The sequence below is a fragment of the Sphingobacterium sp. UBA2480 genome (genome assembly GCF_002341965.1).
GTDB lineage: Bacteria > Bacteroidota > Bacteroidia > Sphingobacteriales > Sphingobacteriaceae > Sphingobacterium > Sphingobacterium multivorum.
Genome location: NZ_DDPA01000005.1, coordinates 180,557 through 204,292, shown reverse-complemented (window position 1 = coordinate 204,292; position 23,736 = coordinate 180,557). Strand labels below are relative to the sequence as shown.

13 protein-coding genes are annotated in these 23,736 nt (G+C 42.6%); 10 read left to right on the top strand and 3 right to left on the bottom strand.

The window, feature by feature from the left end; all coding sequences use genetic code 11:
* Positions 1-69: 69 nt before the first annotated feature.
* Positions 70-2,556: a glycoside hydrolase family 95 protein gene (locus B3600_RS10875; RefSeq protein ID WP_286752949.1), complete on the bottom strand. Its 2,487-nt coding sequence runs from the start codon at positions 2,554-2,556 to the stop codon at positions 70-72.
* 3 nt (positions 2,557-2,559) lie between these two features.
* The gene (locus B3600_RS10870; RefSeq protein ID WP_286752948.1) at positions 2,560-3,804 is read right to left on the bottom strand and encodes a glycoside hydrolase family 71/99-like protein; all 1,245 of its coding nucleotides are present in this window, start codon (positions 3,802-3,804) and stop codon (positions 2,560-2,562) included.
* Between the two features lie 323 nt (positions 3,805-4,127).
* Between B3600_RS10870 and B3600_RS10865 the strand changes: the two genes are divergently transcribed.
* From B3600_RS10865 to B3600_RS10845, 5 genes are all read left to right on the top strand, one after another.
* Positions 4,128-7,241, top strand: coding sequence for a SusC/RagA family TonB-linked outer membrane protein (locus tag B3600_RS10865; RefSeq protein WP_286752947.1), 3,114 nt, complete (start codon positions 4,128-4,130; stop codon positions 7,239-7,241).
* A 9-nt stretch (positions 7,242-7,250) separates the two neighbouring features.
* Positions 7,251-8,867 (top strand): RagB/SusD family nutrient uptake outer membrane protein, encoded by a 1,617-nt coding sequence (locus B3600_RS10860; RefSeq protein ID WP_286752946.1) that lies wholly within the window; start codon positions 7,251-7,253, stop codon positions 8,865-8,867.
* A gap of 360 nt (positions 8,868-9,227) precedes the next feature.
* Positions 9,228-10,418, top strand: a complete 1,191-nt coding sequence (locus tag B3600_RS10855) for an erythromycin esterase family protein (RefSeq protein ID WP_286752945.1) — start codon at positions 9,228-9,230, stop codon at positions 10,416-10,418.
* 5 nt (positions 10,419-10,423) lie between these two features.
* The gene (locus tag B3600_RS10850) at positions 10,424-11,329 is read left to right on the top strand and encodes an ABC transporter ATP-binding protein (RefSeq protein ID WP_286752944.1); all 906 of its coding nucleotides are present in this window, start codon (positions 10,424-10,426) and stop codon (positions 11,327-11,329) included.
* Positions 11,322-12,092 carry an ABC transporter permease gene (locus tag B3600_RS10845; protein ID WP_286752943.1) on the top strand — a complete coding sequence of 257 codons (771 nt, stop codon included), beginning with the start codon at positions 11,322-11,324 and terminating at the stop codon, positions 12,090-12,092. The genes B3600_RS10850 and B3600_RS10845 overlap by 8 nt, the downstream gene beginning before the upstream one ends.
* A gap of 30 nt (positions 12,093-12,122) precedes the next feature.
* On the opposite strand, the gene B3600_RS10840 is transcribed toward B3600_RS10845, so the two are convergent.
* Complete coding sequence (locus tag B3600_RS10840) at positions 12,123-14,876, bottom strand: hybrid sensor histidine kinase/response regulator transcription factor (protein WP_286752942.1); 2,754 nt, start codon at positions 14,874-14,876, stop codon at positions 12,123-12,125.
* A 292-nt stretch (positions 14,877-15,168) separates the two neighbouring features.
* Here B3600_RS10840 and B3600_RS10835 point away from each other — a divergent pair, with 292 nt between their 5' ends.
* From B3600_RS10835 to B3600_RS10815, 5 genes are all read left to right on the top strand, one after another.
* On the top strand, positions 15,169-16,491 hold the full coding sequence (locus B3600_RS10835; protein ID WP_286752941.1) for a sugar porter family MFS transporter: 1,323 nt from the start codon (positions 15,169-15,171) through the stop codon (positions 16,489-16,491).
* Positions 16,492-16,689: 198 nt separating this feature from the next.
* Entirely contained in the window at positions 16,690-17,640 is a 951-nt protein-coding gene (locus tag B3600_RS10830) for a carbohydrate kinase family protein (protein WP_159332812.1), read from the top strand.
* An 86-nt stretch (positions 17,641-17,726) separates the two neighbouring features.
* Complete coding sequence (locus B3600_RS10825; protein ID WP_286752940.1) at positions 17,727-20,852, top strand: SusC/RagA family TonB-linked outer membrane protein; 3,126 nt, start codon at positions 17,727-17,729, stop codon at positions 20,850-20,852.
* Positions 20,853-20,897: 45 nt separating this feature from the next.
* A complete protein-coding gene (locus B3600_RS10820) occupies positions 20,898-22,580 on the top strand; it encodes a RagB/SusD family nutrient uptake outer membrane protein (RefSeq protein WP_286752939.1) in 1,683 nt (560 codons plus the stop codon).
* 43 nt (positions 22,581-22,623) lie between these two features.
* Entirely contained in the window at positions 22,624-23,736 is a 1,113-nt protein-coding gene (locus B3600_RS10815) for a hypothetical protein (protein ID WP_070567410.1), read from the top strand.

Below are 23,736 nucleotides of genomic sequence, written 5' to 3'. Positions count from 1 at the left end.
GGAATTTTCGTTACGTTAAATCGAATGAACAAAATGTGGCAAGCAGCTCAACAATGGATGAATGCATACTTATTGAAACATTTCGGGGGTAATCAAGACTGCTGTACCTTTTGTTCCATGTCGTTCGATCTGTTTACCAGCATAACTGATACAGATTGGACCAGTACCGCTGGGTAGGATTTCAGCTTTCTTAAGCTTACCGTTTTCCCACTGTATATTCACCGTACGATTTCCTCTTGCTTTGAGTCCGGTTACGCTTCCCTGATCCATGTTGTGGCTTAAAGCGGGGAGCAGCTCGATGAGGTAATTGTTATTTTTGTCCCTGACCTGGCTTTGCAGCAGCATTTCGGCAATCGCTGCGGTCGCGCCAAAGTTCCCGTCAATCTGGAAGGGTGGGTGATTATCGAACAGATTGGGCAGTGTCTTATCACTGATCAGGTTATACAATAAGCGGTAGGCATGCTCTCCGTCATGTAATCTATTCCACATATTGATTTTCCAGGCCAGGCTCCAACCTGTACCATGATCGCCCCGACTTAATAGCGTCTTTTTTGCAGCTTCGGCTAGTTCGGGCGTATTGACGATTGAAATTTGGTTGCTGGGATGTAGGCCAAATAAATGGGATGTATGCCTATGATTTAACTCCGTCTCCTTGTAATCTTCGATCCATTCCATAATGCGGCCTGTCTCTTTGCTAACCTGTGTCGGGATCAGTTTTGTTAAGGCAGCTTTGCAGCGTTTTCTGAAATCAGGATCGCAATCTAAAAGCTTTGTTGCTTCTACACAGTTTTGTAGGAGGTCGCGGATAATCTGAGTATCCATGGTGGCCCCATAGGTAAAACTGGAAATTTCACCTGATGGTAGGATAAAACTATTCTCAGGAGAATGTGAGGGGTTGGTGGTCCAATAACCGGCGAATGATTTACCTTGCGGTATTTTGACCATAAAGTCCAGAATAAATTCAGCTGCTCCTTTCATAATAGGATAAGCTTGGACTTTTAAAAATTCCCGGTCGCCTGTATAGTTGTAGTGTTCCCAGGGGTGCTGCGCCATCCAGGCCGACCCCATGGGCCAAATACCCTGTACACCATCAGCTGGGGCAGTATATCCCCAGGCATCGGTGAGATGATGTACCACCCAGCCTTTGGCTCCATAGAGCTTACTTGCGGTACGCTCACCAAAAGGGATTAAGGTCTTAGTCAGGTCAAATAGCGGGGTATGCAATTCAGACAGATTGGTTACCTCGGCAGGCCAATAGTTCATTTGCAAATTAATATTAGTATGAAAATCAGCATTCCAAGGTGGATCCATCTGCCAAGCCCATAGTCCCTGCAAATTTGCCGGCATATGTCCTGGACGGGAACTGCTAATTAAAAGGTAACGACCGAACTGAAAGAATTTGTTGATTAAGGTATTAGGTACTCTTTGCAATCCTTTTGTTAGCCGAACGAGCGAATCAGTCGATAGTTTTGCGAGTTTATCGTGTTCTTGATCTGGAAGATTCAACTTGACCCTATTGAAATACTGTTGATAATCTTCAATATGGGCCTGTTTTAACTGCTGATAACCCTGTTTTTTCAGGCTAGTGATTACATTGTAGCAGCTCGCAAGCGGATCAGTATGCGCTGGGGTTTGTGGATAGGCGATATTTTTCAGTCCGGGATAATCTGTAGCAGCGGTAATGAGTATAGTAATTTCATCTGCTCCGGTAATCGATACGCGGCCGTCGGCATTGACGAGTTTACCGCCTTTCAAGACCACTTTTGCAATGGCGGCAAACTTTGTTCCGCGCTCATTGGTGTGAGCAGATTGGCCAATCTGCCCCTGAAGTAGCAATTGTGTAGGATCGGCTGGGTCAGTGCTGCAGCTGAAATCTTGGGCTCTTTTCCATGTGAAATTGAGATCCAAACCTTGTTTTTTACCTGCTGAATAATGGATGACCATTGCGTTGGCAGGAGCTGAAATAAAAGACTCGCGAATATACTTGATACCATTGTATACATAGCTTGTTTGTTGCAATGCGCTTTGGAGATCAAGTGAGCGCTGATACTGCTCAGCTTTTAGATGAGGCATATCCAACCACAGTTCGCCAAGCGACTGATAAGGCTTGATGTTTTTTGGTTGGCCCATTAAGGTGCTGTCCGCAAGGTCAATGGCTTCCTTATTTTTACCTTCAAAAAGAAGTTGTTGTATGCGGGGCAGATACCTTTGCCCATTGGGGTTATTGGGATCCTGCGGATGACCGGCCCAAAGCGTACTTTCGTTCAGCTGGATGCGTTCATCGGCTACACCACCAAAAACCATGGCACCGAACTGACCATTACCGAGCGGTAAGGCTTCCTCCCAAACCCCTGCAGGGCGTGTGTAGTATAAAGATAAAGGGGCAACCGACAGACTAGCGACTGACTGAATCTGTGTGCGATCTGTCCAGAATTGCGTGATCTTTTGTTGCCGCAGACTAGCAGGAGCATCTGTTGTTTTATTGGACTGCTGTGCCTCAACGATTGTATTGCTCATCAGTAGCAGTGCACAGTATAAGAGCGTTTTTATTTTCATCTTTTAGTTTCTTTTTGGTTGTTTGACAGGGGCTGAGGTTTTGGTTTTTAGGTATTTGCTTGCCTGCCCGGTTAACCAAAGATAATGATCATTTGGAAGATTATCTTCAATACCGACAAATGAGCCTGTTCCATTGCGAGGAACATCTTTTTGATGGAGTGTCTTGAATATAGCGGTACCTTCATCGACTTCATCAAACATGGCGATGTAGAGCATTTGGGCACCAATTGAAAGATTATACTGTAATTGTTTCCACAAGAAATTTCCGGAATCACGTGGGACAAAGGCACGGGAGCTACCCGTCATGTTAGTCCAGGAGAATCCGGGAAAGCAAAGTGGTGCATAATCGATTTTGTACTGTTTGCACCAGTCCATATCATCTTTGATCAGTGATTTGAACTCATCGAATCCGACCTGATTATATCGACCGACAAACCAAGGCATAATGATAGCTGATTTTTTGATGAGTTCATGTAAAAATGGATCGGATTCGGTATCCTGGCGCAATTCACGCCAATAAGTCGGTACGCCAAGAAGTACGCTATAGCCGTTTTGATTGAGATAGTTGACAATACGTTCGGCTGTTTTGAGATTATATTTTCGACCGTCGTTAAATCCGATACCCCAAACGGCAATAAGTGGTTTACCATGATGAAAAAGATAAGTTTTGGCGCGATCACGCTTTTTGAGGTTCCATTCTTTTTCGAGGGCGGCTACATCGTCCATTAAGATTTTGTCGTCGCCATCTTTTATACCACTAAGGTCGTACATGATGCAGATTGCACGGTCAAATTCGTTGGCTGAACGAATAGCCGAAGTCAATACGGTATTGAAATGGTTGCGACCACTGGGGTTGGCAATCTCACTTACGAATCGCTGCATAAATACACCATCGATTCCGTATTGTTGCATCCATTTGAAATGGAGGTTGACCGATGAATAATCATGAGCGCTATAAAGTTTAGCGGGCTTGCCTTCTTTTGTCATAAAAGGACTATCATAGGTCTTTTGATATGCGCTGACGTCGGGCCAAAAATCGATATTCGTAGAACCAGGTTGGAATCCATTTTTCCCACGGTAATGGTACCATCCGCGGTCTGCACCATCGGTAGGACTATTGAACCAACCTTGGTAGCCAGCCATGACGAGGCCGTTATACGAATCGTATTGTTTTTGTGCGAATAGCAGGCCTACCGAAAAAAGTAGGCAGATGCCAAGAAAATGAAATTTGAGCGTTTGAGCTGTCATATCGATTTATAATTAAGTTATCCCGCTAAATATCGATTAGCCCAATTAATAGTCCATTAATAAAGTATTAATAGAACACATAAGTATTTGTTTTTAATATAACAACAGCGTTCCGGCTTGGATGCATCCGGTTGCATTGTTTTATATACTAAAAAAGTGACAAAGTGAATTTCAATAAACAAAAGTCAATCGATTGCGTTATTTGCGCAATCGATTTCGTGACACCGTTTTTTTGTTCCCATAAAATATCCCTCTAATTTAATGGGCTGAACCAGTCAATCAAATACTAAACTGACAGACTCAACTTTACTAACTATTTAATTATGATTTCAAAATTTACAAGTAACCAAAAGGTAAGCCTGCTTGCTATTGCTCTTCTTGTTGCGTCTTCGCAAAGTTTGTGGGCCGCAGAAACGCCAATTGCATTTAAACATAAAGCAAACGAGGCCACTCAGAACCAAGTTACCGGGAAAGTAAACGCAGAAGATGGTCCTCTTTCGGCTGCGACTGTTTCGGTCAAAGGTACATCGGTATCGACATCGACAGATGCAAAAGGGACATTTACAATTCGAGCGAAAGCCGGTGATATTTTGCTTGTTAGTAGCGTTGGCTATAAAACTAAAGAAGTAACTGTTACAGGGACGACCCTGTCAATTCAGCTCGAAAGTAACAATGAGGCTTTGGAAGAAGTTGTTGTTGTGGGATTTGCCAAACAAAAGAAAGTAAATCTAACTGGTGCGGTACAGGCGATCACGTCAAAGGATCTACAGGACCGTCCCGTTACAAATGTATCCTCAGCGATCCAGGGTAAATTTTCGGGTGTAACAATTACTCAAAATTCAGGACAGCCCGGTAAAGACAACGGTACGATCCGAATCCGTGGCCTAGGTACTATCAATAATGCAAATCCGCTTGTTATTGTCGATGGAATAGAAAGCTCGATGAATAACATCAACCCCAACGATATTGAAAGTGTTTCGGTACTGAAGGATGGACCTAGTGCAGCAATTTATGGATCTAAGGCTGCAAACGGGGTTATCCTGATTACGACCAAAAAAGGGGGAAGTGGCAAACCGCAATTGAATTATACGGGCTATGCCGGGATTCAGGATCCAACACGTCTACCAGAATATATGAACTCTTATGACCATGCTGTCATCTTAAACGAGGCTCTTAAAAATGAAGGGAAGACGCAGCGTTTCTCCCAGCAGGATCTAGAACTTTTCAAAAATGGATCTGATCCGGACGGTCATCCAAATACAGATTGGTTAGGGTTGTTGTATAAAGGGTCAGGTTTCCAGCAATCGCATAATTTGCAGGTTACAGGAGGAACAGAAGATGTGCAGTATATGGCTTCCGGAGGCTATCTAGGGCAGAAAGGTGTTATTAAAGTAGCGAGTTCGGACCGGTATAATTTACGCACAAATGTGGGGGCAAAAGTGTCTTCAAGGCTTCGATTTGATTTAGGGCTGGCGTATAACTATCAACGTATTACCGAACCCGTAAACCCTTATACAGGTGACATGGCACAGATCTTTAGACAGGTAAATCGTATTCCTAGTTTTATTCCATACAAATATAGCAATGGTGTGTATGGTCGTGGTAGCGACGGTAACCCAATCGCTTGGATGGATCTGGAGGCAAAGGACAATATGATCAATAAACATACGCAGGTCAATTTCTCCGGTGAATTTAAGATTATGGATGGATTGAAGATCAAACAAGTTGTTGGCTTTCAACCGATCGACAATATGTCTTCCAAATTCGTCAAAGACATCCAATACTATGCACCGAACGGTGATTTGGGACCTAAGCAAGGGGTGAATAATCTGACTGTTTACAACTTTCAATCTGAACGATTGACTTTTCAAACCTTGTTGACCTATGATAAAAAGATTGGTAATCATCAAATCAATGTCTTAGGCGGTTTTATGGATGAAACATTCCGTGCAGATTACTCCAGTGCTTATGCGCAAGGGTTTTTGAATAATGATTTTTCGGAACTGAATTTAGGTAGCAAGGACGGAATGAAAGTCGACGGGGGAGCAAAAAAGTTAATTTTACGCTCTTTCTTCGGTCGTATCAATTATGCATTTGCGGATAAGTACCTATTGGAAGCCAATGTGAGACGTGACGGGACATCGCGATTCTTGGGAAGCAATCGTTGGAGTACTTTTCCTTCGTTCTCAGCAGGATGGCGTATTTCTCAGGAAGATTTCTTTAAAGAATCTTCTTTGTCTGATGTAATTTCAGAATTGAAATTAAGAGGTGGTTGGGGTAAACTCGGAAACCAACAATTAGCGGCAACATCAGACAATTCATATCCTTCTTCAGACGCTTATTATCCAGGCTTATTTACCATTTCTCCTGGCTATAATTACTCCTTTGGCGGTGAGATTAGTTCTGGCGGAGCTATCGTTGAATCAGCAAACCCAATATTGAAATGGGAGTCAACGACAAGTACTAACATTGGTTTGGACCTGAACTTCAAAAACAATTTGGGCTTTGTATTTGAATACTTTGACCGTAAAACTGATGGAGTGTTGTTAAAACTGCCCGTATCGAACTTATATGGTCTTCCCGCGCCTTACCAAAATGCAGGGAAAGTACAAAATAATGGGGTTGAGCTCCAAGTGAACTATCAAAATAGTATTGGTGATTTTAAATATAGCATTGCCGCAAATGGTTCTTATATTAACAACCAGATCAAAAAATGGGCAAGCGATGAGCCACAAGTTAATGGAACTTTTTATATCTATGAGCAGGGCCGACCAATCCGTTCGTTTTATGGCTACGAAACAGCAGGAATCTATCGTTCGGACGAAGAATACAAAAACAGTGGCATTCAAGGCGTAAATGGAACTGTAGGTGCTGGTGATATTATCTATAAAGATCAGAATGGCGATAAAAAAATCGATGGAAATGACCGTGTATATCTAGGTTCGCCTGATCCGAAATTCATCTTTGGTCTGACGTCCAATATGAGTTATAAAAACTTTGATCTGAGCCTATTCTTCCAAGGGGCCGCTAAAGTACAGGGCTATCTTTGGGGTGAAGCCATTGGCGGGATCTCGGGATCTGATAAACCGACAACCATTTTTGCAGATCGTTTCAATGCAGAGACCAATCCAAATGGATCGATGCCGAGGGCATTGACCAGTTGGTCACAAAATAGTCCTTCAGGCACTCCTTCCGATTTTTGGATACAGAATGCAAGTTATGTCCGCTTGAAGAACATTACCTTCGGTTATACCTTACCAAAAACGTTTACGGATAGAATCGGTATTAAAGGGGCCAAGGTATACTATAGTGGGCAAAACCTCTTGACTTTTACTGGTTTTGCTAAAGGATTTGATCCGGAGGCTCCAGCGGATTCTAGAGGTAATTACTACCCACAAGTGAAAACAAATGTGTTTGGTCTTAACGTAAACTTTTAATTGAAAATCATGAAACTTAGAAATATAACGATCGCATTGAGCGTAGCCACCTTATTGTTCTCTTGTCAAAAACTCGATCAGGAACCGTTGGATGCATATAATGCCGATAATTTTTGGAAAACGGAAGCAGAAACCGATTTTGCTGTAACAGGTTTGTACAGCGGTACAAGGGGAAGCGACGGTAAGCTGGCCGAAGGATCTGCTTGGGAAGACGGTACACAGATCTTTTACATGGATTGTACTTCGGATAACTCCAATAGTGATTTCCCTTGGGAAGGATTCCAAGCTTTGGGAAATGGGACGGCAACACCGACAAACTCTGGAAACGCAGAGGCACGCTATACGTACGAGCATATCCGTCGTGCTAATTATATCCTTGAAAATATTGAAAAATCGCCGGTTAATGCTGAAAAAAAGAAACGGCTGACCGCTGAGGTACGCGTCATACGCGCATATAAGTATTTTGATATGGCGACCTTATTTGGGGGAGTACCTATCATTACGAAAACTTTGACCACAGAAAATTCGTTCGTGCCTGCAAATACGCAAAAAGAAGTATTGGAATTTGTGGAAAAAGAATTGAAAGAAGCTGCAGCAGATTTGTCGTTTGCTAAGGGAGGCGGGCGGATGTCAAAAGGTGCCGCCCTTGGTTTGTTGGCTCGCTGTTATGCTTTTGAAAAGAAATATCAGGATGTCATCAATACAACACAGGAGATCATCTCTTCGGCTAATTATAAATTATTCGATGATTATGCAACCCTATTTGAAGAGGCAAATGAAAACAACAGTGAGGTTATGATGAATATCGAATATTTGGTAAATATTCAAGGATATACTTCACTTGGTATTATGCTGCCCAATTCCATGGGCGGATGGGGGTCTATTGTACCAACACAGAGTCTGGTAGATGCTTACGAAACTGCCGATGGAGAAACTATTGGCGAGTCGAAATCCTATAACCCTGCCAGTCCATATGAAAAAAGAGATCCACGCCTGGGCGCAACAATTGTTTACCCAGGAGCACTGTATAACGGTAAATATTTCGATCCATTGGATCCGAAATCGGAAGATTATCCATCTGGTCCAGATAATGCATCTAGCACAGCTTACAACTATAAAAAATACATCCAAAATCCGAGCAGTTATGCGAACATTTGGAACGTGGGTACCAACATTATTGTGATGCGTTATGCTGAAATGCTTCTGTTAAATGCGGAAGCAAAGATTGAATTGGGGATCATTGATAATAGCGTATATGACAATATCGATCTGGTTCGTCTACGCGCAAAGATGCCAAAAGTAGATAAAGCAGTTTACAGTGGTCAGAGCAAACTGCGTGAGTTGGTTCGTCGCGAGCTGCGTGTAGAATTCGCAGGAGAAGGACGCCGTCGCTTTGATATTATTCGTTGGGGAATAGCCAAAGATGTGATGAACGGTCCTGTCAATGGCGCGCTGTCAAAAGGTGCGGTGGATCCTAAAACAGGCAAGGTTACTTACACGTCGCTAACGGACCGTTTTTTCTCTGAAAATAGAACGTTCAAAGCTGGAAAAAATGAATTGTGGCCAATTCCGCAAGCTGTAATCGATAACAGTAAAGGAACGTTGAAACAAAATGTAGGGTATTAATTTTCTCCTGCTATATTTTTTACGAAGCAAGCAAGCAAGCAAGCAAGCAAGCAAGCAAGCAAGCAAGCAAGCAAGCAAGCAAGCAAGCAAGCAAGCAAGCAAGGCGGTTATGTGATACACTCACTTAACCGCCTTTTTGTAGTTATAGGGCATTTCTAATTTTTTTTGTATAATTTTTTTGTGGAAAAAGAAAAAATGATCATCTTATGTTAAAATGTATTCTACTTTAGCGTGACACGCAGTAGATAGATCAATTATGAATTATATAAGCTGAAATGCATGAGAGGTGTTTTATGTGCACTTGCGATAACTACAGTTTTAATTTTATCGTTTAATAAGCTTGTCTATAATGATACGCCCATGGCGAATCATGCAACATTATTAACCGAAGTGAATCGCCATAAAAAAGAAATCAAAAGTATCTTGATGACCGATAGTAATTTTTCGGATCTACGCTTTTTTGATGCTACGCTAAAAAATAATAGAATTTTGATGTTGGGTGAAATGCTGCACAATGATGGCGAAACTTTCAAAGCGAAAGCCAGACTCATCCGTTATCTGCATGAGCATCTCGATTATGACGTAGTTTTATATGAGGCAGGGCAATATGATATGTGGATGATGAATGCACAGATGGATACCCCTACGAGTCGGTCTCAAGTAAAAACGGTCGGCGGTATCGGTCTATTTGACTTTTGGTGGCAAAATGAGGAAAATCAACTGCTCTTAACTTATTATAAAAATACGAAAACATCCCAGAATCCTATTTCTCTCGGTGGGTTTGATATTCAGTTTTCGGGTAGGGAATTGTCTGATAAGCGGGCGAAATTATTAGAAGATTTCTTAGTCAAAAATGGGATTGATTCAACCAAGTATCCTTTATTGAAAAAAAATAGAAACAAACTGGAATACCTGACATATGAACGTTTTGCCAGCAAGCAGCTCGATGCGGACCAAAAGAAACAGTTTTTAGCAGAATTGGATGCATTGAGCCGTGTGATCAGCAGGGGTGTAAAAGACAATGAGCACCTGATCTATAGCCGATACCTGTCCGATATGAGAAATAACTTTGACAAATCTTGGCGCTATAAATCAGGATCAATGCAGAGCATGCATTTTAGGGATTCCCTGATGGCAGAAAATCTATGCTATCAGATCGATTCGCTTTACGCCGGCAAAAAGATTATCGTCTGGTGTGCCAATATCCATAGCTTTTCTGCTCCATACAATAAAGATTATCGGCCGCTTGGGACTTATCTAAAGCGTAAATATGGCGCCCAAGCATATAGCCTGGACTTTACTTCCTATGGACGATACGATAAAACTGGCCGTGTTGTCGATAGAGTGGGTAAGTTGGCGGTGGAAAATGTATTTCATGCTACCAAATCGCCTTATTTCTTTTTAGATCTTCGGGAGTTGTCCAAAAATAGTATTTTAAAACAGAATTTTAGTTCAGTCATCAATCAAGGGATTGATGAAGATAGAAGGTGGCACGACTTTATCGACGGCATTTTCTATATCGATATCAATAAAGATCCAATTTACCGGTAACACCAATGGAAAGTATCCTCACAAAACAACTTAGCTTTAAAATAGGCGCGAAAACAATCCTGGATAACATCAGTCTGCAGGTACCAGAAAAGGGTATTTATGGCTATCTCGGGCGAAATGGAGCCGGAAAATCGACAACAATCAAGCTACTTTTAGGTCTTTTGGAGGACCGGACAGATGCGATTTTTATTCAGGGAAATAGTCTTAGGACAAATCGAACACGTATCTATACGAATGTTGGAAACCTGATCGAATCGCCTTGTTATTATACTAAGTTAACCGTTTTTGAAAATTTAAAGTATTTGGATATCATTCATAAAAAAGGGAATAAACGCATTGATGAAGTGTTGGAAATGGTTGATCTTCATCGGGAGAAAAAGAAAAAAACGAATGCTTTGTCTATGGGTATGAAACAGCGGTTAGGGATTGCAATGGCGATATTTCATGATCCCCAATTACTCATTCTGGATGAACCATTAAATGGTCTCGACCCACAGGGTATTGTGGAAATGCGCAACTTGTTTTGTCACCTCAATGAACAGGGTAAAACGATCTTTCTTTCAAGCCATATTTTGAGTGAGCTTGAAAAAATAGCAACACACATTGGTATCATAGAAGGTGGGAAAATGATTTTCCAAGGAACTAAGCATGAGCTGCTGGGGCAGGTTGACCGAGAAGTGTTCTTACGGACATCCAATCCTGCTGCAACAGTTTCTATTTTGCAAAATGCAGGTTTTTCTACCGTTAAGATCGATGGTCAAAATGTTATCGTCAATATAGGTGATGATCAGCAATTTGATTTTGTGATCAAATCTTTGGTTGAACAGCAGATTGCTATTTATGGGCTGGAATCCCGTGGTGCTGACCTTGAACAAATTTTTATAAACCTAATCGCTCGTGCAAATGACTAATACATTTTATACTGCTTTTTTGTCTGAAAAGTACAAACTTCTTCGTAACAGGGAAATTTTTGGGGTCTTGATCGCACCTATGCTGCTTATTTTTGCGATTAGCGCTTATATAATCTATGACATTGTCAATTCCGGTGGTGCCAGCGCCATTCCAAATCCCTGGAAAGTCTTATTGGGTCGATATGTATTTCAATTTTTTTATTTACTCTATCCCATTCTTGTCGCTTTGTTCGTATATGCTTGCTGTGATGTGGAGTATAAGAATAACAATTATAAAATACTCTTTACTGTGCCCATCAGTAAATCGAATATTTTCTTTTCCAAAGCGACCTTTATTCTACTAACATTACTTTTTTCAATTCTTTTTGCGTACGCTGCATTTTTGATCAGCGGCTATCTGCTCAGTCTGATTTATCCCGTCCTTGGTTTCCAGAATTACGACTATAGGCAGGTGATTTTTTATACATTTCTGAAGCTTTTCATTACCTTATCAGCTATTGGGATGATCCAGCTGGCTTTAAGTCTATTGTTCCGAAGCTTTATTTACCCGATTGGGGTGGGGATGTTTATGTTGGTGTTTTCAGTGCTGGTGGCGCAAAAAAGCTTTTCGGATTTTATACCCTATACGGGTGCTTATAATGCGGTCATGAACATCCTATCCGAAAATGACTCATTTGCACGGCTCGATTACTGCAACATGGTGATGGTTGTTGTATTTCTATTGATCAGCTTTTATCTATTTAAACGAAAGGGGCAGTTTTAACGTTTCGTTTGTGCATGCCCCACTGATCGGCTATTTTTTGTCAAGTTCTTTTTTATAGGCGCTTGGTGACTGTCCATATTTCCTTTTAAAGGCCGACGCGAAGTAAGATGCTGATGAAAAGCCGACACTACTAAATATTTCGTTGATGGTTAGACCCTCAGCCATCAGGCTTTTGGCTTTCTTTAATCTTCGTTCCACAATATACTCATTGACACTGCAGTCGAGCAGCTGTTTCACCTTACGATAGAGCTGAACGCGTGAGAGATGGAGGTCGTTGGCAATCCCGTCGACGCTTAACCGCTGATCCGATAACTTGGATTCGACAATGGCGGAGAGATTGTTTAGGAATCTTCTGTCGCTATCGTTGACCTGTTCGGCTTGAGTACGCTCAAACTGTTCGACGTTGCTGCTATATTTTTCTTTAAGCTGATGACGCGATTGAAGAATATTTGAAATACGTATCCGCAGTAGTTCGGCATTGAATGGCTTAGTAATATAGTCATCGGCCATTAATTTGCTCCCCTCAAGCATGGTCTCCTCGTTGGCAAGTGCACTCAGTAAGATGACGGGAATATGTGCGGTCTGATAAAAGGCTTTGATGTCTTTCAAAATATCCAGTCCGCTTCCATCAGGAAGCATAATATCGGTGATCACCAGGTCTGGAAAATGTGTCTTCATCATACTAGTGGCTTGCTGGGCATCCTTCGCCAGAAACAGGTTGTAATCCTGTTCCAATAACGAGCGGAGATAGTCTCTGATTTCATCATTATCTTCGACGATCATAATGCTCTTCGATTTGTTGGATCGAAAAGAAAGATTGTTGTCTACCACCTTTGCTGTCGTGTCCAGTAGATCTTGTTGCTGAAACAATGGTTTTTCTCCACTGTCGAAACCGGTCAGTTCAGCAGGTTCATAGTGACCATTCCCAATTGGCATGCGGAGGGTGAAGATCGATCCATGGCCGGGCTTGCTGCTCACGGTGATCTGGCCATGATGCAGTTCGACGATCTGTTTGCTGTATGCGAGTCCGATTCCGGATCCGTTACGGCTGCCGGCTCCTTGGTAAAAAGGATCAAAAATATGCTCAATATCAACCGGCGCAATTCCCAGACCATTATCCAATACGCGTAGATAAAAATAGTCCTTGAAATTGTTTTCTTCTAGTATAATTTCAATTCTGCCGCTTGCTGAAGTATGTTTGATCGCATTGGATAATAAGTTGGATAGGACCTGTTCCATGAGGTATTCGTCCATCCAGACCTCTTTCAAACTTGTTTTGTTGACATAACTGACCGAGATTCTGTTTTTCTTAAATAGCGGTTTGAAACTACCTATTACCTGCTGGATGAATGGATCGATATAAACGATAGACGCATGTAGCCTAATTTTTGATTTACTGATTCGGTGGATATCAATGAGGTCGGTAACCAAACGCTGTAGTTTTTTTGCATTCCGCTTGACGCGCGACAACTGTTCTTTGACTTCTTCTGGCAGGTCTTTTCGTAATTCAAGGTCCTCGATAGGCGCTATAATAAGCGTCAGTGGTGTTTTAAATTCATGTGAGATGTTGGTGAAGAAATTATTCTTGATTTCTGCCGCTTGCTGGATCTGACTGTTCATCTCGACGATCTGTTTTTGTTGCGCAAGGATCTCACTATTTTGGATTTCCAGATGTTTGTTCTTTTCCCAGTTGCTCCTGATCACGATAATAGAAATGCCACCAAAGACAACAGCAAGCACCAAGCTAACGACCAGTACATTAAGAACCGACTTTTGACTTTGGTAAATCTTATTCTGTTCCGTAATGAATTCCTGTCTTTTGTCTATATCGAGCTGCTGTTGCTTTATTTTATCCGACTGCAGGGCAAGCAACTCCGCGTTGGTTTTATCGATGACAGAGGTTGCGAGTATATTCTCGCGGCGGTAGTTTTGGTGGTTGATGATAGCCAAGGCCGTTCGAATGGCTTCGGCTCCGCCAGTGGGGTAGAGTATGGAAGCGAACATTTTGCCCTGTATGATCTGTTCAAGGCCATTTCCGGGACCAGGAAGAGCATCAACACCGATTATCTTAATGTCCTTTTTGATCTGGGCTTCGTCCAATGCTTTTTTTACCCCCATGGCCATCTGATCATTGAAGGTGAAGATGATATCACTCTGGATCATTTGGTCTATATGCTTACGCGTTTCCAAATAAGCTTTGTTTTTTTCCCATCCGCCGTGAATGATTCCGCTCGTTCGAATCCCTTTAGCATCTCCAATTTGCTGCATAAAGCCTTTTTCACGTTCTATGGAGGCGGATGTACCCGATAATCCAGTAACCAGGCCGATCGAACCATTGTTTTGTAAAATGGTGCGGCTATACTGGCCCGCCAGTTTTCCGATAGCAAGATTGTCTGCCCCCACATAGGCATTATATTGGCCTGAGGATGTCTTACGGTCAGTTACGATGACGGGTATATTGCGTTGAAATACCGAATCTACTATAGGGGTAAGGGGCTCGGCCTCATTTGGCGATACAATCAGAAGATCGATATCCTGTTTGACTAATTCCCGAATTTGATTAATCTGGACATTATTGTCGCCATGGGCATCTCGATAAAGAAAGTCAATATCCGGATTGAAGGAAAGTTCCCTTTTCATTTCTTCGAGCATGGTTTGTCGCCAGGCATCATTTCCGATACACTGTGAAAAAGCAATAATCCGCTTTTTCTTCTGGACCATTGGTTGACATCCACAAAAAAGAAGCAGGATCAATATGCCACCATAAATGAAATATTTTCCCATGATTTTTTTCCCTTCAATATCCGAATATACATTATTTAGTTTTTTTAGGGTAACCTCGTCTTTGTTAGTGTATTCTTTACACTGATATGGAAACTTTCAAAAATGTATCATTTTCTAAATTTTCTGTTTAAAAAGTGAAAGTTTTAAAAAGTAATACTAGTGTAAGTTTCAGATTTTTAGTGTTTTAATGTTTTTTAAAAAATGTTACATAAATAAATGTTTTTGCGAAGCTCAAATTTAAGTTAAGATGAAACCAGGGTTAAATTTGGATTAATCAATTATAGATCATAACATGAACAAAAACACGGTACTAGCTTGGTCCTTTGTAGTGGCTTTAGGCGGATTTTTATTTGGATTTGATACAGCGGTTATTTCAGGAGCAGAAAAGGCCGTGCAGGAACACTGGCATTTAAGTGAGTTTCAGCATGGATTGACCATGGCCATTGCATTGATCGGAACAGTTGTTGGAGCAGCGCTGGGCGCACTGCCTTCAGATAAGTTGGGGCGTAAGAATACTTTATTTGCGGTTGCAGCTCTTTACTTTATCTCAGCAATAGGCAGCGCATTGGCGAATGACTGGACGATATTTATTTTATTCCGCTTTTTGGGTGGTATAGGCGTTGGCGTCTCTTCGGTAACTGCGCCAATCTATATATCGGAAATATCTCCGGCGGCATCGCGTGGAAAATTGGTCGGACTTTTCCAGTTCAACGTCGTATTGGGGATTCTGATTGCCTATCTGTCCAATTACTTTATCGGTCAGGTAGGGGAAGAGTCCTGGCGTTGGATGTTAGGCGTACAGTGTTTTCCGTCGTTATTATTCTTCGGTCTGATCTTCCTTATTCCGGAAAGTCCAAGATGGTTACTGCTGCACAGGGGTAATTTAGCTGAAGCAAAACGAATTATGAAAAAAATCAACTCGGATGGTTACGAGCTGGAGATTTCAAAAATTCAGGAGTCCAAAAACAATACAGCAGGAGAAGGCAAACTCTTCGTTCGCGAAAATGTCAAACCTATTTTATTGGCCTTTTGTTTTGCGCTGTTCAATCAGGTTTCAGGCATTAACGCAATTATCTACTATGCCCCCCGTGTATTTGAAATGGCCGGCTTGGGCTCACAGAGTTCATTGCTTTCAACAGTTGGGATCGGGGTTGTCAATTTTATCTTTACGTTGCTGGCGATCAATTTCATCGATAAGGTCGGTAGAAGAAAATTAATGTTGGTGGGCTCCATTGGACTGATTGTTTCTTTGGCACTCGTTTCCCATGCTTTTTATACCAGTCAAACGACGGGTTTTGCGATCACCATCTATCTGATGAGTTTTATTGCCTTTTTCGCATTCTCGCAAGGCGCTGTGATTTGGGTGTTTATTTCGGAAATTTTTCCGAATGATGTCCGTGCTAAAGGACAGACATTCGGCAGCTTGACACACTGGGTGATGGCGGCAATTATTACCTTTTGTTTTCCTGCATTGACGGAAATGCTCGGCGGGGGCGGTACCTTCTTGATCTTTGCCCTATTTATGGTTTTACAGCTTATCTATGTGCTTAAGTTTATGCCGGAGACAAAAGGGAAGTCACTGGAAGACCTTGGGCATACCATCAATCTACATTAGTCTTTAGCTGGACTAAACGAATAGGCGTCGGAGTAGCCATGGCGCGACTGGCGCCTATCGAAAGCTATTTAATCAATGACATTATGATAGCAAGTCGTGTGTATCTATTGTCAACATTGAACTTAAAGGGAAATATAATAATCAATTCGTTACATGGCTTTTGGCGCTCGGCCGAAGCTTTGTGAAAAAAGAAGAAATATGAAAAACGGAGAAAAATCAATACAGGGTATTTGTTTTGGAGAGGTACTTTGGGACAATCTTCCTACCGGTAAAAAATTGGGCGGTGCACCGTTGAATGTGGCTTATCACCTCAATAAACTGGGCGTTACGACGCGTATGCTAACACGCATAGGGCGTGATGAAAATGGTTATGAACTACGTAAGGTATGTGAGGATCTGGGCATTCCGACCGATTTTTTCCAGTACGATGAGTTATTGCCTACCTCAACCGTAGAGGTTTCGATCGATGCTAAACGCGATGTGCATTACGATATCGTTTATCCGGTAGCTTGGGACAGAATAGCAGTGGATAGTGCTGTTCTGGAAGCAGTTGCAACGGTGGATTTTTTGGTATATGGAAGTCTAGCCTGTCGGGATGAAGTAAGCTTCCAAAGTTTGCTGTTATTGCTTGAAAAAGCCCGCTTTCGGGTGATGGATGTCAACCTGCGTACACCTTATTTTGGTCCTGAAAAAATACATAAGTTGTTGGCATACGCTGATTTTGTGAAAATGAATGCCGAGGAACTGCATGTTATTTCCGACTGGAATGGCGCCACGGAAGCCTATACCGATCAGCAGCGTGTAGACTTGATCATGGCCCGTTTTGCAATTCAGGAGGCAATTGTAACCTATGGTGCAGATGGAGCCGTGTATCATTATAAAAAAGATAATATCAGTTATCATTTCCCGGCCTTGAAAGTTCAGGTAGAAGATACCATCGGAAGTGGTGATTCGTTTTTGGCGGCTTTCCTCACCAAAAGGTTTCAGATGCAGGAGGGTGTTCAGCTGGAGGAAGTACTGGAATTTGCGGCGACCTTAAGTGGGTTTGTGACACAGAGCCGGGGGGCTTGTCCTGAATATAACGATGAGGTCATCAATCGATTCCAATGGTTGCATCCGATCTTCAATGGAGGCCAGAAGCAACAGTAAGTATACTGCTTCTTAAAGAAGCAGTATACACGCTATCATCATAAAATAATCAATCTAAATAATTAACCATTTACGCATAACCAATTATGTTTACAAGACAGAAAGCAATGCTGCTCCCGTCTTTGGCACTTTTTTCTGTTGTCGCATTTGCGCAGCAGACTGAAATCCGGGGAAGAATTACGGATAGAGGAACAGCAGCACCTATAGTGGGGGCATCTTTAGTGGTGAAGGGAACCACAATAGCTACCAAGACAAATGAAAAGGGAGAATTTGTCCTCCAGACATCGGGCAATCAGGGCACATTAGAAATAAGTTATGTCGGCTATGCCACGCAGACAATTGCTGTTGCCGGAAGAAAGTTCCTCGATATTCAGCTTACGAGCACCGAAAAAGGGCTGGATGAAGTGGTCGTTACGGGATATCAAACCGAACGGAAGAAGGATTTGACTGGCGCAGTGAGTGTTGTGAATGTTGCTGAGATGATGAAGGCTCCAGAAAATAACCCAATGAAATCCCTGCAAGGAAGGGTAGCCGGTATGACTGTAACTTCGGATGGTAGTCCAAGTGGAGCGGCAACAGTGCGTATGCGCGGAATCAGTTCGATCAATAGTAGTCAGGATCCCTTGTATGTCATTGATGGAACCCCCACACAGGGCGGAATGCACGAACTCAATTCGAATGATATCGAAAGCATTCAGGTTTTAAAGGACGCTTCTTCGGCGAGTATCTATGGCTCGCGTGCAGCCAATGGTGTTATTGTCATCACTACGAAAAAAGGAAAGCTAGGTGCCCCTAAACTTACAGTAGACGCCTACGCCACCAGTACGCATTTTAATAATCGCATGAAAGTGCTCGACGCACAACAATATGGTCGTGCCCTATGGCAGGCAACGATCAACAGCGGTGGCAATCCAAATGGAAACAATATTGGTTATCAGTTTGAATGGAATAACGATGCGAATGGCGTGCCTCAGCTCAATACTGTTTTTGTTTCCAAGTATATTGATCGTGAGCACACCATGTATGCTTCAGATACCGATTGGTTTAAGGAAGTTTCGAAACCAGGACTGCAGCAGTCATACAATGCGACATTGAGCTCCGGAACAGAAAAATCCAGCTCCTTTTTCTCCTTAGGTTATTTGCACAACAATGGCACACTCCGTTACACGGATTTCCAGCGAATATCCGCCCGGATGAATGCTGACTATAAACTGTTTGATGGAAAACTGGTTGTTGGAGAGAATTTTACAGTAAACAACACGGGTGAAGTGCAGGTCCCCGGCGATGTACTTGACCTTTCGTTGAAAGCTTTACCGATTATCCCCGTGCATACGGTAGATGGAATGGGCTGGGGGGGACCAGCATTAGGAATGAACGACCGTCATAATCCCATGCGTGTACTTTACGACAATAGAAATAATAAATACAATTATTGGCGTTTGTTTGGGAATGCCTATGCCGATCTACAGCTGATAAAAGATCTGCATGTTCGAACCAGTTATGGCCTGGATTACAGTAATTTTTACAAACGTAACCTGGAAGTATCCTATCGTTCGGGATTTATGAACAGCAGCCGCAGTGGCGTTAATATGGAGCAGTCTCATGGGATGAAGTGGACTTGGTCCAATACAGCGACTTATCGGAAGGCAATCGACAAACATACAATAGATGTGCTTGCTGGTATCGAAATGAACCGTCAGAATGATATTAATTTTAACGCCTATACCGCTGGTGATGGTGCATTTGCCATAGAAACACCAGAGTATATGTGGCCAGGTGTGAGTACGGGTACAGCGGCAGTAGGAGGTGGCTCTACAGGCTTCTCGCTGCTATCCTATTTTGGAAAGGCCAATTATTCCTATGATGACCGTTATCTGGCTTCTTTCACCGTACGCCACGATGGCTCTTCCCGCTTCGGTAAAAATAACCGCTTTGCCACTTTTCCGGCGGTAACGGCAGGCTGGCGGATCTCTTCTGAACGCTTTATGGCAAGTACAAAAAATTATATTTCTGACCTCAAGTTACGTGTGGGATGGGGGCAGACAGGCAACCAGGGTATTGGTAATCTGGCTACCTATGCCCTGTTCGTCCCCGAATATGGTGTTGCTGATCCAACATGGAATATCGTGGACGGTACAGCATACGATCTATCGGGTGCAGGAACGGGAAAGTTACCATCGGGATACCGCAAAATCCAAACGGAAAATAATGATCTGAAATGGGAAACTACCACGCAGACGAATATAGGCTTGGACTTTTCATTGTTTAATCAAAGTCTCTATGGTTCGATTGACTGGTATGTTAAAGCAACCAAAGATATGTTGATCAATCCAGCCTATATCGGTGTGGTCGGAGAGGGCGGTTACCGTTGGGCGAATGGTGCCTCCATGGAAAATAAAGGTTTGGACGTATCGGCCGGATATCGTAATAAAACAACCTTTGGATTGGATTATGATGTAATGGCTGTGTTCTCGACCTATAAAAACAAGGTGACACATTTACCCGAAGCAGTAGAAAACTCCTATGGTGGTCGTCAAGGAGACAATATTATCGGCCGGCCGCTAGGGTCATTTTATGGCTATGTCACCGATGGCATTTTTCAGAATCAGGACGAGGTGGATGCGCACGTCAATCAGACCGGTAAAGGGATAGGGCGTTTACGTTATGTCAACGTCTATGATGCGGACAAGCAGATCACCGATATGGACCGTACTTGGATTGGTAGTCCTCATCCTGATTTTTCTTATAGTTTGAACATTGTGCTAAAATATAAAAGCTTTGACCTATCTGCGTACTTTCAGGGGGTACAGGGAATAGATGTTGAAAACTGGCTGAAAAAGCAAACGGACTTCTGGAGTGTGGACGACGTCAATTCCAATAAAGGTGTACGTCTGCTCAATGCCTGGACACCACAAAATCCAACGTCAACGATCCCGGCCTTACAAACAACAAATAACAACGACGAGGGCCGTCTGTCAAATTACTTTATCGAGAATGGATCTTATATGAAGCTCCGGAATTTGTCTCTGGGCTACACTTTGCCAACAGCAACCGCCGCACACCTACGTATGAGCCGATTAAGGATTTATGTAACTGGTCAGAATCTATTTACCGTTAAATCAAAAAATTTCACCGGTGTGGATCCTGAAAATGTAGGTTGGGGTTATCCAATTCCAACCACGTGGACAGCTGGGGTAAATATTGGATTTTAAAATGGGAGCGAAATAAGGCGATACACTTCTAAATAATTTATACGGATGAAAAAAATAACCACTAAAATAGCGATATTCATGGTTCTTGCTGGACTACTTCCAGGATGCACCAAATTTTTAGATCAAACACCCAATGGTGTACTAAGCTCCGATCAGGTTAAGGAGCCTGAACGATTATTGACAGCTACCTATGCGGCATTGGGTAACGATCATTATGATGTTCCTTTTAGCTTATGGCCCTATGGTACGGTTCGGTCGGACGATGCTTATAAAGGCGGATCGGGACCACAGGATATCCAGACCTTTCATTTCCTGGAGGTCTCCAATAACATTACAACCAATTTTGCAGAGTTGGATAAATTGTGGTTTCAGTTGTACGTTGCGATTTCGCGTGCCAATACCACGATCAAGACCATACAGGAGATGGATAATTTCGATGGGAAGGAAGAAAAGCTGGGTGAAGCACGCTTTCTACGCGGTCATTTTTACTTTATGCTCAAGATCCTTTTCAAATATGTACCTTATATTGATGAAAATGTCGCAGTAGACAGCTATGAAACCGTATCGAATAGGGCCTTGAGCAACGATGCGCTCTGGCAAAAGATTGTGGATGATTTTCAGTATGCTGTAGATCATCTCCCGGCTGTACAAACGGAGGTCGGGCGTGCCAACCGTGTTGCTGCTGCGGCATATCTTGCCAAAACCTATCTCTATAAGGGATACCGTCAGGACAATGCCGAACGTAATGTGGTGACGGGCATCGATGCCGGAGATTTGGAAAAGGTTGTACAAAATACGGATGTTGTACTTTCATCCAATCATACGCTGGAAACCGACTTTGCTTTTAATTTCTTGCCGGGCAAATATGAAAATGGGACCGAAGCCCTGTTTTCAGTTCAGTTTTCAAAAGATGACGGCACAAAATTTGGGCGTGTTAATTTTTCTGATGTGCTATCAGTACCTATGGGCGTAGGCTGTTGTGATTTCAATAAACCGAGTCAAAGCCTTGTCAACGCGTTTCGCACAACGGGTAAAGGTCTACCACTGGATAACTACAATGCTTTGAATAGCTTTAATACCTCAGAAAAGTACGATCCACGGTTATTTCATACGGTTGCAATTCCGGGCTTACCGTACAAGTATAGTAGCAAAAGAACGTATGAAGAAAGCTGGAACCGTAACCCGGCAGAATATTCGGTTTACGCCTCATTGAAAGAGAATGTAGATCCCGATTGCGATTGCTTTGTCCCGATGGTACCTTTCTATGCCAATACAAAAAATCGAATTGTATTGCGCTTTGCCGATGTGCTGTTGATGCGGGCAGAGGCGCTTATCGAGCTGCATCGTTCGGCTGAAGCTCTGCCATTGATAAACCAAGTACGTACGCGGGCAAAAAATAGCACTGCACTTACGGGCTATGCAAATGATAAAACCCTGATCGAAACGTACAAAAATGGAGATAATATTGTATGGAACGAAGAAAATGCCCGGAAGGCGTTACGTTGGGAAAGACGATTGGAGCTTGCGATGGAAAACGGAAGATTCTTTGATTTGGTACGCTGGGGAATTGCAGACCAGGCCATGAATGCCTATTATGATGCGGAAAAGTCACGTCGATCTTATTATTCTTCGGCACATTTTACTGCAGATAGGAACGAATACTTGCCGATTCCTGAAGCACAGATCAGATTAAGTAAATATCTGTACAAACAAAATCCAGGCTATTAAATAAGCATTTATTGTTGAACCATTAGCATAACCAATTATTCCAATGCACACATTAAAAAATACGATAAAAGTAGGGATTACTATCCTACTTATCTGGCTTATTGCTGCCTGCAAGCGTGATGCCGATAGCACACTCAATTTGAACGCAGATGTAGAGGTACTTTCCTTCAAGGTCGGTAATACCGCTGGAAAAATAGATCCGGCAAAAGGTACCATTCTTGTCATGGTTCCTGAAGGCACAGATCTTTCAGCGGTGGCTCCGACGATTGAATTGCCCAATAACGCCAAGGTTTCTCCAGCTTCAGGTATCGCCCAGAACTTTTCATTTTCTGGAACAACACCAATTACTTACCGCGTGTTTAATGGAAATCTATTCAACACCTATCAAGTAACCGTCAAAGAAATCAAAGCGGAAATAACGGCATTCCATATCGGAGAAAAAGCTGGAATCATCGATCAGAAAAATAAAAGCATTAAAATTTACCTACCCCTGGGGACAGACCTGAAGAACTTATCACCTGCGATAGAATTTACAGCTGGCGCGAGCATAACGCCCAATCAGAGTGGCCCCGTGGATTTAAGTTCTCCGATAAAATACAGCCTTGCGTATATGGGGCAGACGTTCCAGTATACGGTAACAGCGATTTTGGGCACGGAACCCAAACAGATCCTGATGATTTATAATGGCGAAACAAGCGTTCCACATTTCGACGGGTTAGGGGTGAGCGCCGTAGATTCACCTTATCCCAACCCGAAAACTACGGGAATTAATGCAACACCGTTCTGTGCGTCTTTTGTCCGGGATAATAAAACGGGCGAAGGCTGGCATGGTGGTGCGCTGTGGAATGCAAATAAAGTGACTATCAATCCGGCAGAATATGGCCGTTTTTCCATTATGATATTGAAGGATGTAGCGGGAGATGTACAATTGGAGATTCAATCGGATGGTGAACAGCAAAAAGATTGGTTGCGGGCTAATTATGCAAAGGAGCACGTTGGGGAGTGGCAAGAGTTGGTTTTTCAGATTCCTGCTGGAAGAAAGGCTATCATCAACAATATACTTGTGATGCCGCATGAGCATCCTAATGGACAGCCCGTGGCATTTCCTACCCAACGGATGTACTGGGACGAATTGAAAGCATTACCTAAAGAATGA

Bases quoted from the DNA above. Each gene is read 5' to 3' on its own strand.
- B3600_RS10815 (WP_070567410.1), top strand. From the start codon at position 22,624: ATGCACACATTAAAAAATACGATAAAAGTAGGGATTACTATCCTACTT.
- B3600_RS10850 (WP_286752944.1), top strand. From the start codon at position 10,424: ATGGAAAGTATCCTCACAAAACAACTTAGCTTTAAAATAGGCGCGAAA.
- B3600_RS10830 (WP_159332812.1), top strand. From the start codon at position 16,690: ATGAAAAACGGAGAAAAATCAATACAGGGTATTTGTTTTGGAGAGGTA.
- B3600_RS10840 (WP_286752942.1), bottom strand. From the start codon at position 14,876: ATGGGAAAATATTTCATTTATGGTGGCATATTGATCCTGCTTCTTTTT.
- B3600_RS10860 (WP_286752946.1), top strand. From the start codon at position 7,251: ATGAAACTTAGAAATATAACGATCGCATTGAGCGTAGCCACCTTATTG.
- B3600_RS10855 (WP_286752945.1), top strand. From the start codon at position 9,228: ATGGCGAATCATGCAACATTATTAACCGAAGTGAATCGCCATAAAAAA.
- B3600_RS10870 (WP_286752948.1), bottom strand. From the start codon at position 3,804: ATGACAGCTCAAACGCTCAAATTTCATTTTCTTGGCATCTGCCTACTT.
- B3600_RS10865 (WP_286752947.1), top strand. From the start codon at position 4,128: ATGATTTCAAAATTTACAAGTAACCAAAAGGTAAGCCTGCTTGCTATT.
- B3600_RS10825 (WP_286752940.1), top strand. From the start codon at position 17,727: ATGTTTACAAGACAGAAAGCAATGCTGCTCCCGTCTTTGGCACTTTTT.
- B3600_RS10875 (WP_286752949.1), bottom strand. From the start codon at position 2,556: ATGAAAATAAAAACGCTCTTATACTGTGCACTGCTACTGATGAGCAAT.
- B3600_RS10820 (WP_286752939.1), top strand. From the start codon at position 20,898: ATGAAAAAAATAACCACTAAAATAGCGATATTCATGGTTCTTGCTGGA.
- B3600_RS10845 (WP_286752943.1), top strand. From the start codon at position 11,322: ATGACTAATACATTTTATACTGCTTTTTTGTCTGAAAAGTACAAACTT.
- B3600_RS10835 (WP_286752941.1), top strand. From the start codon at position 15,169: ATGAACAAAAACACGGTACTAGCTTGGTCCTTTGTAGTGGCTTTAGGC.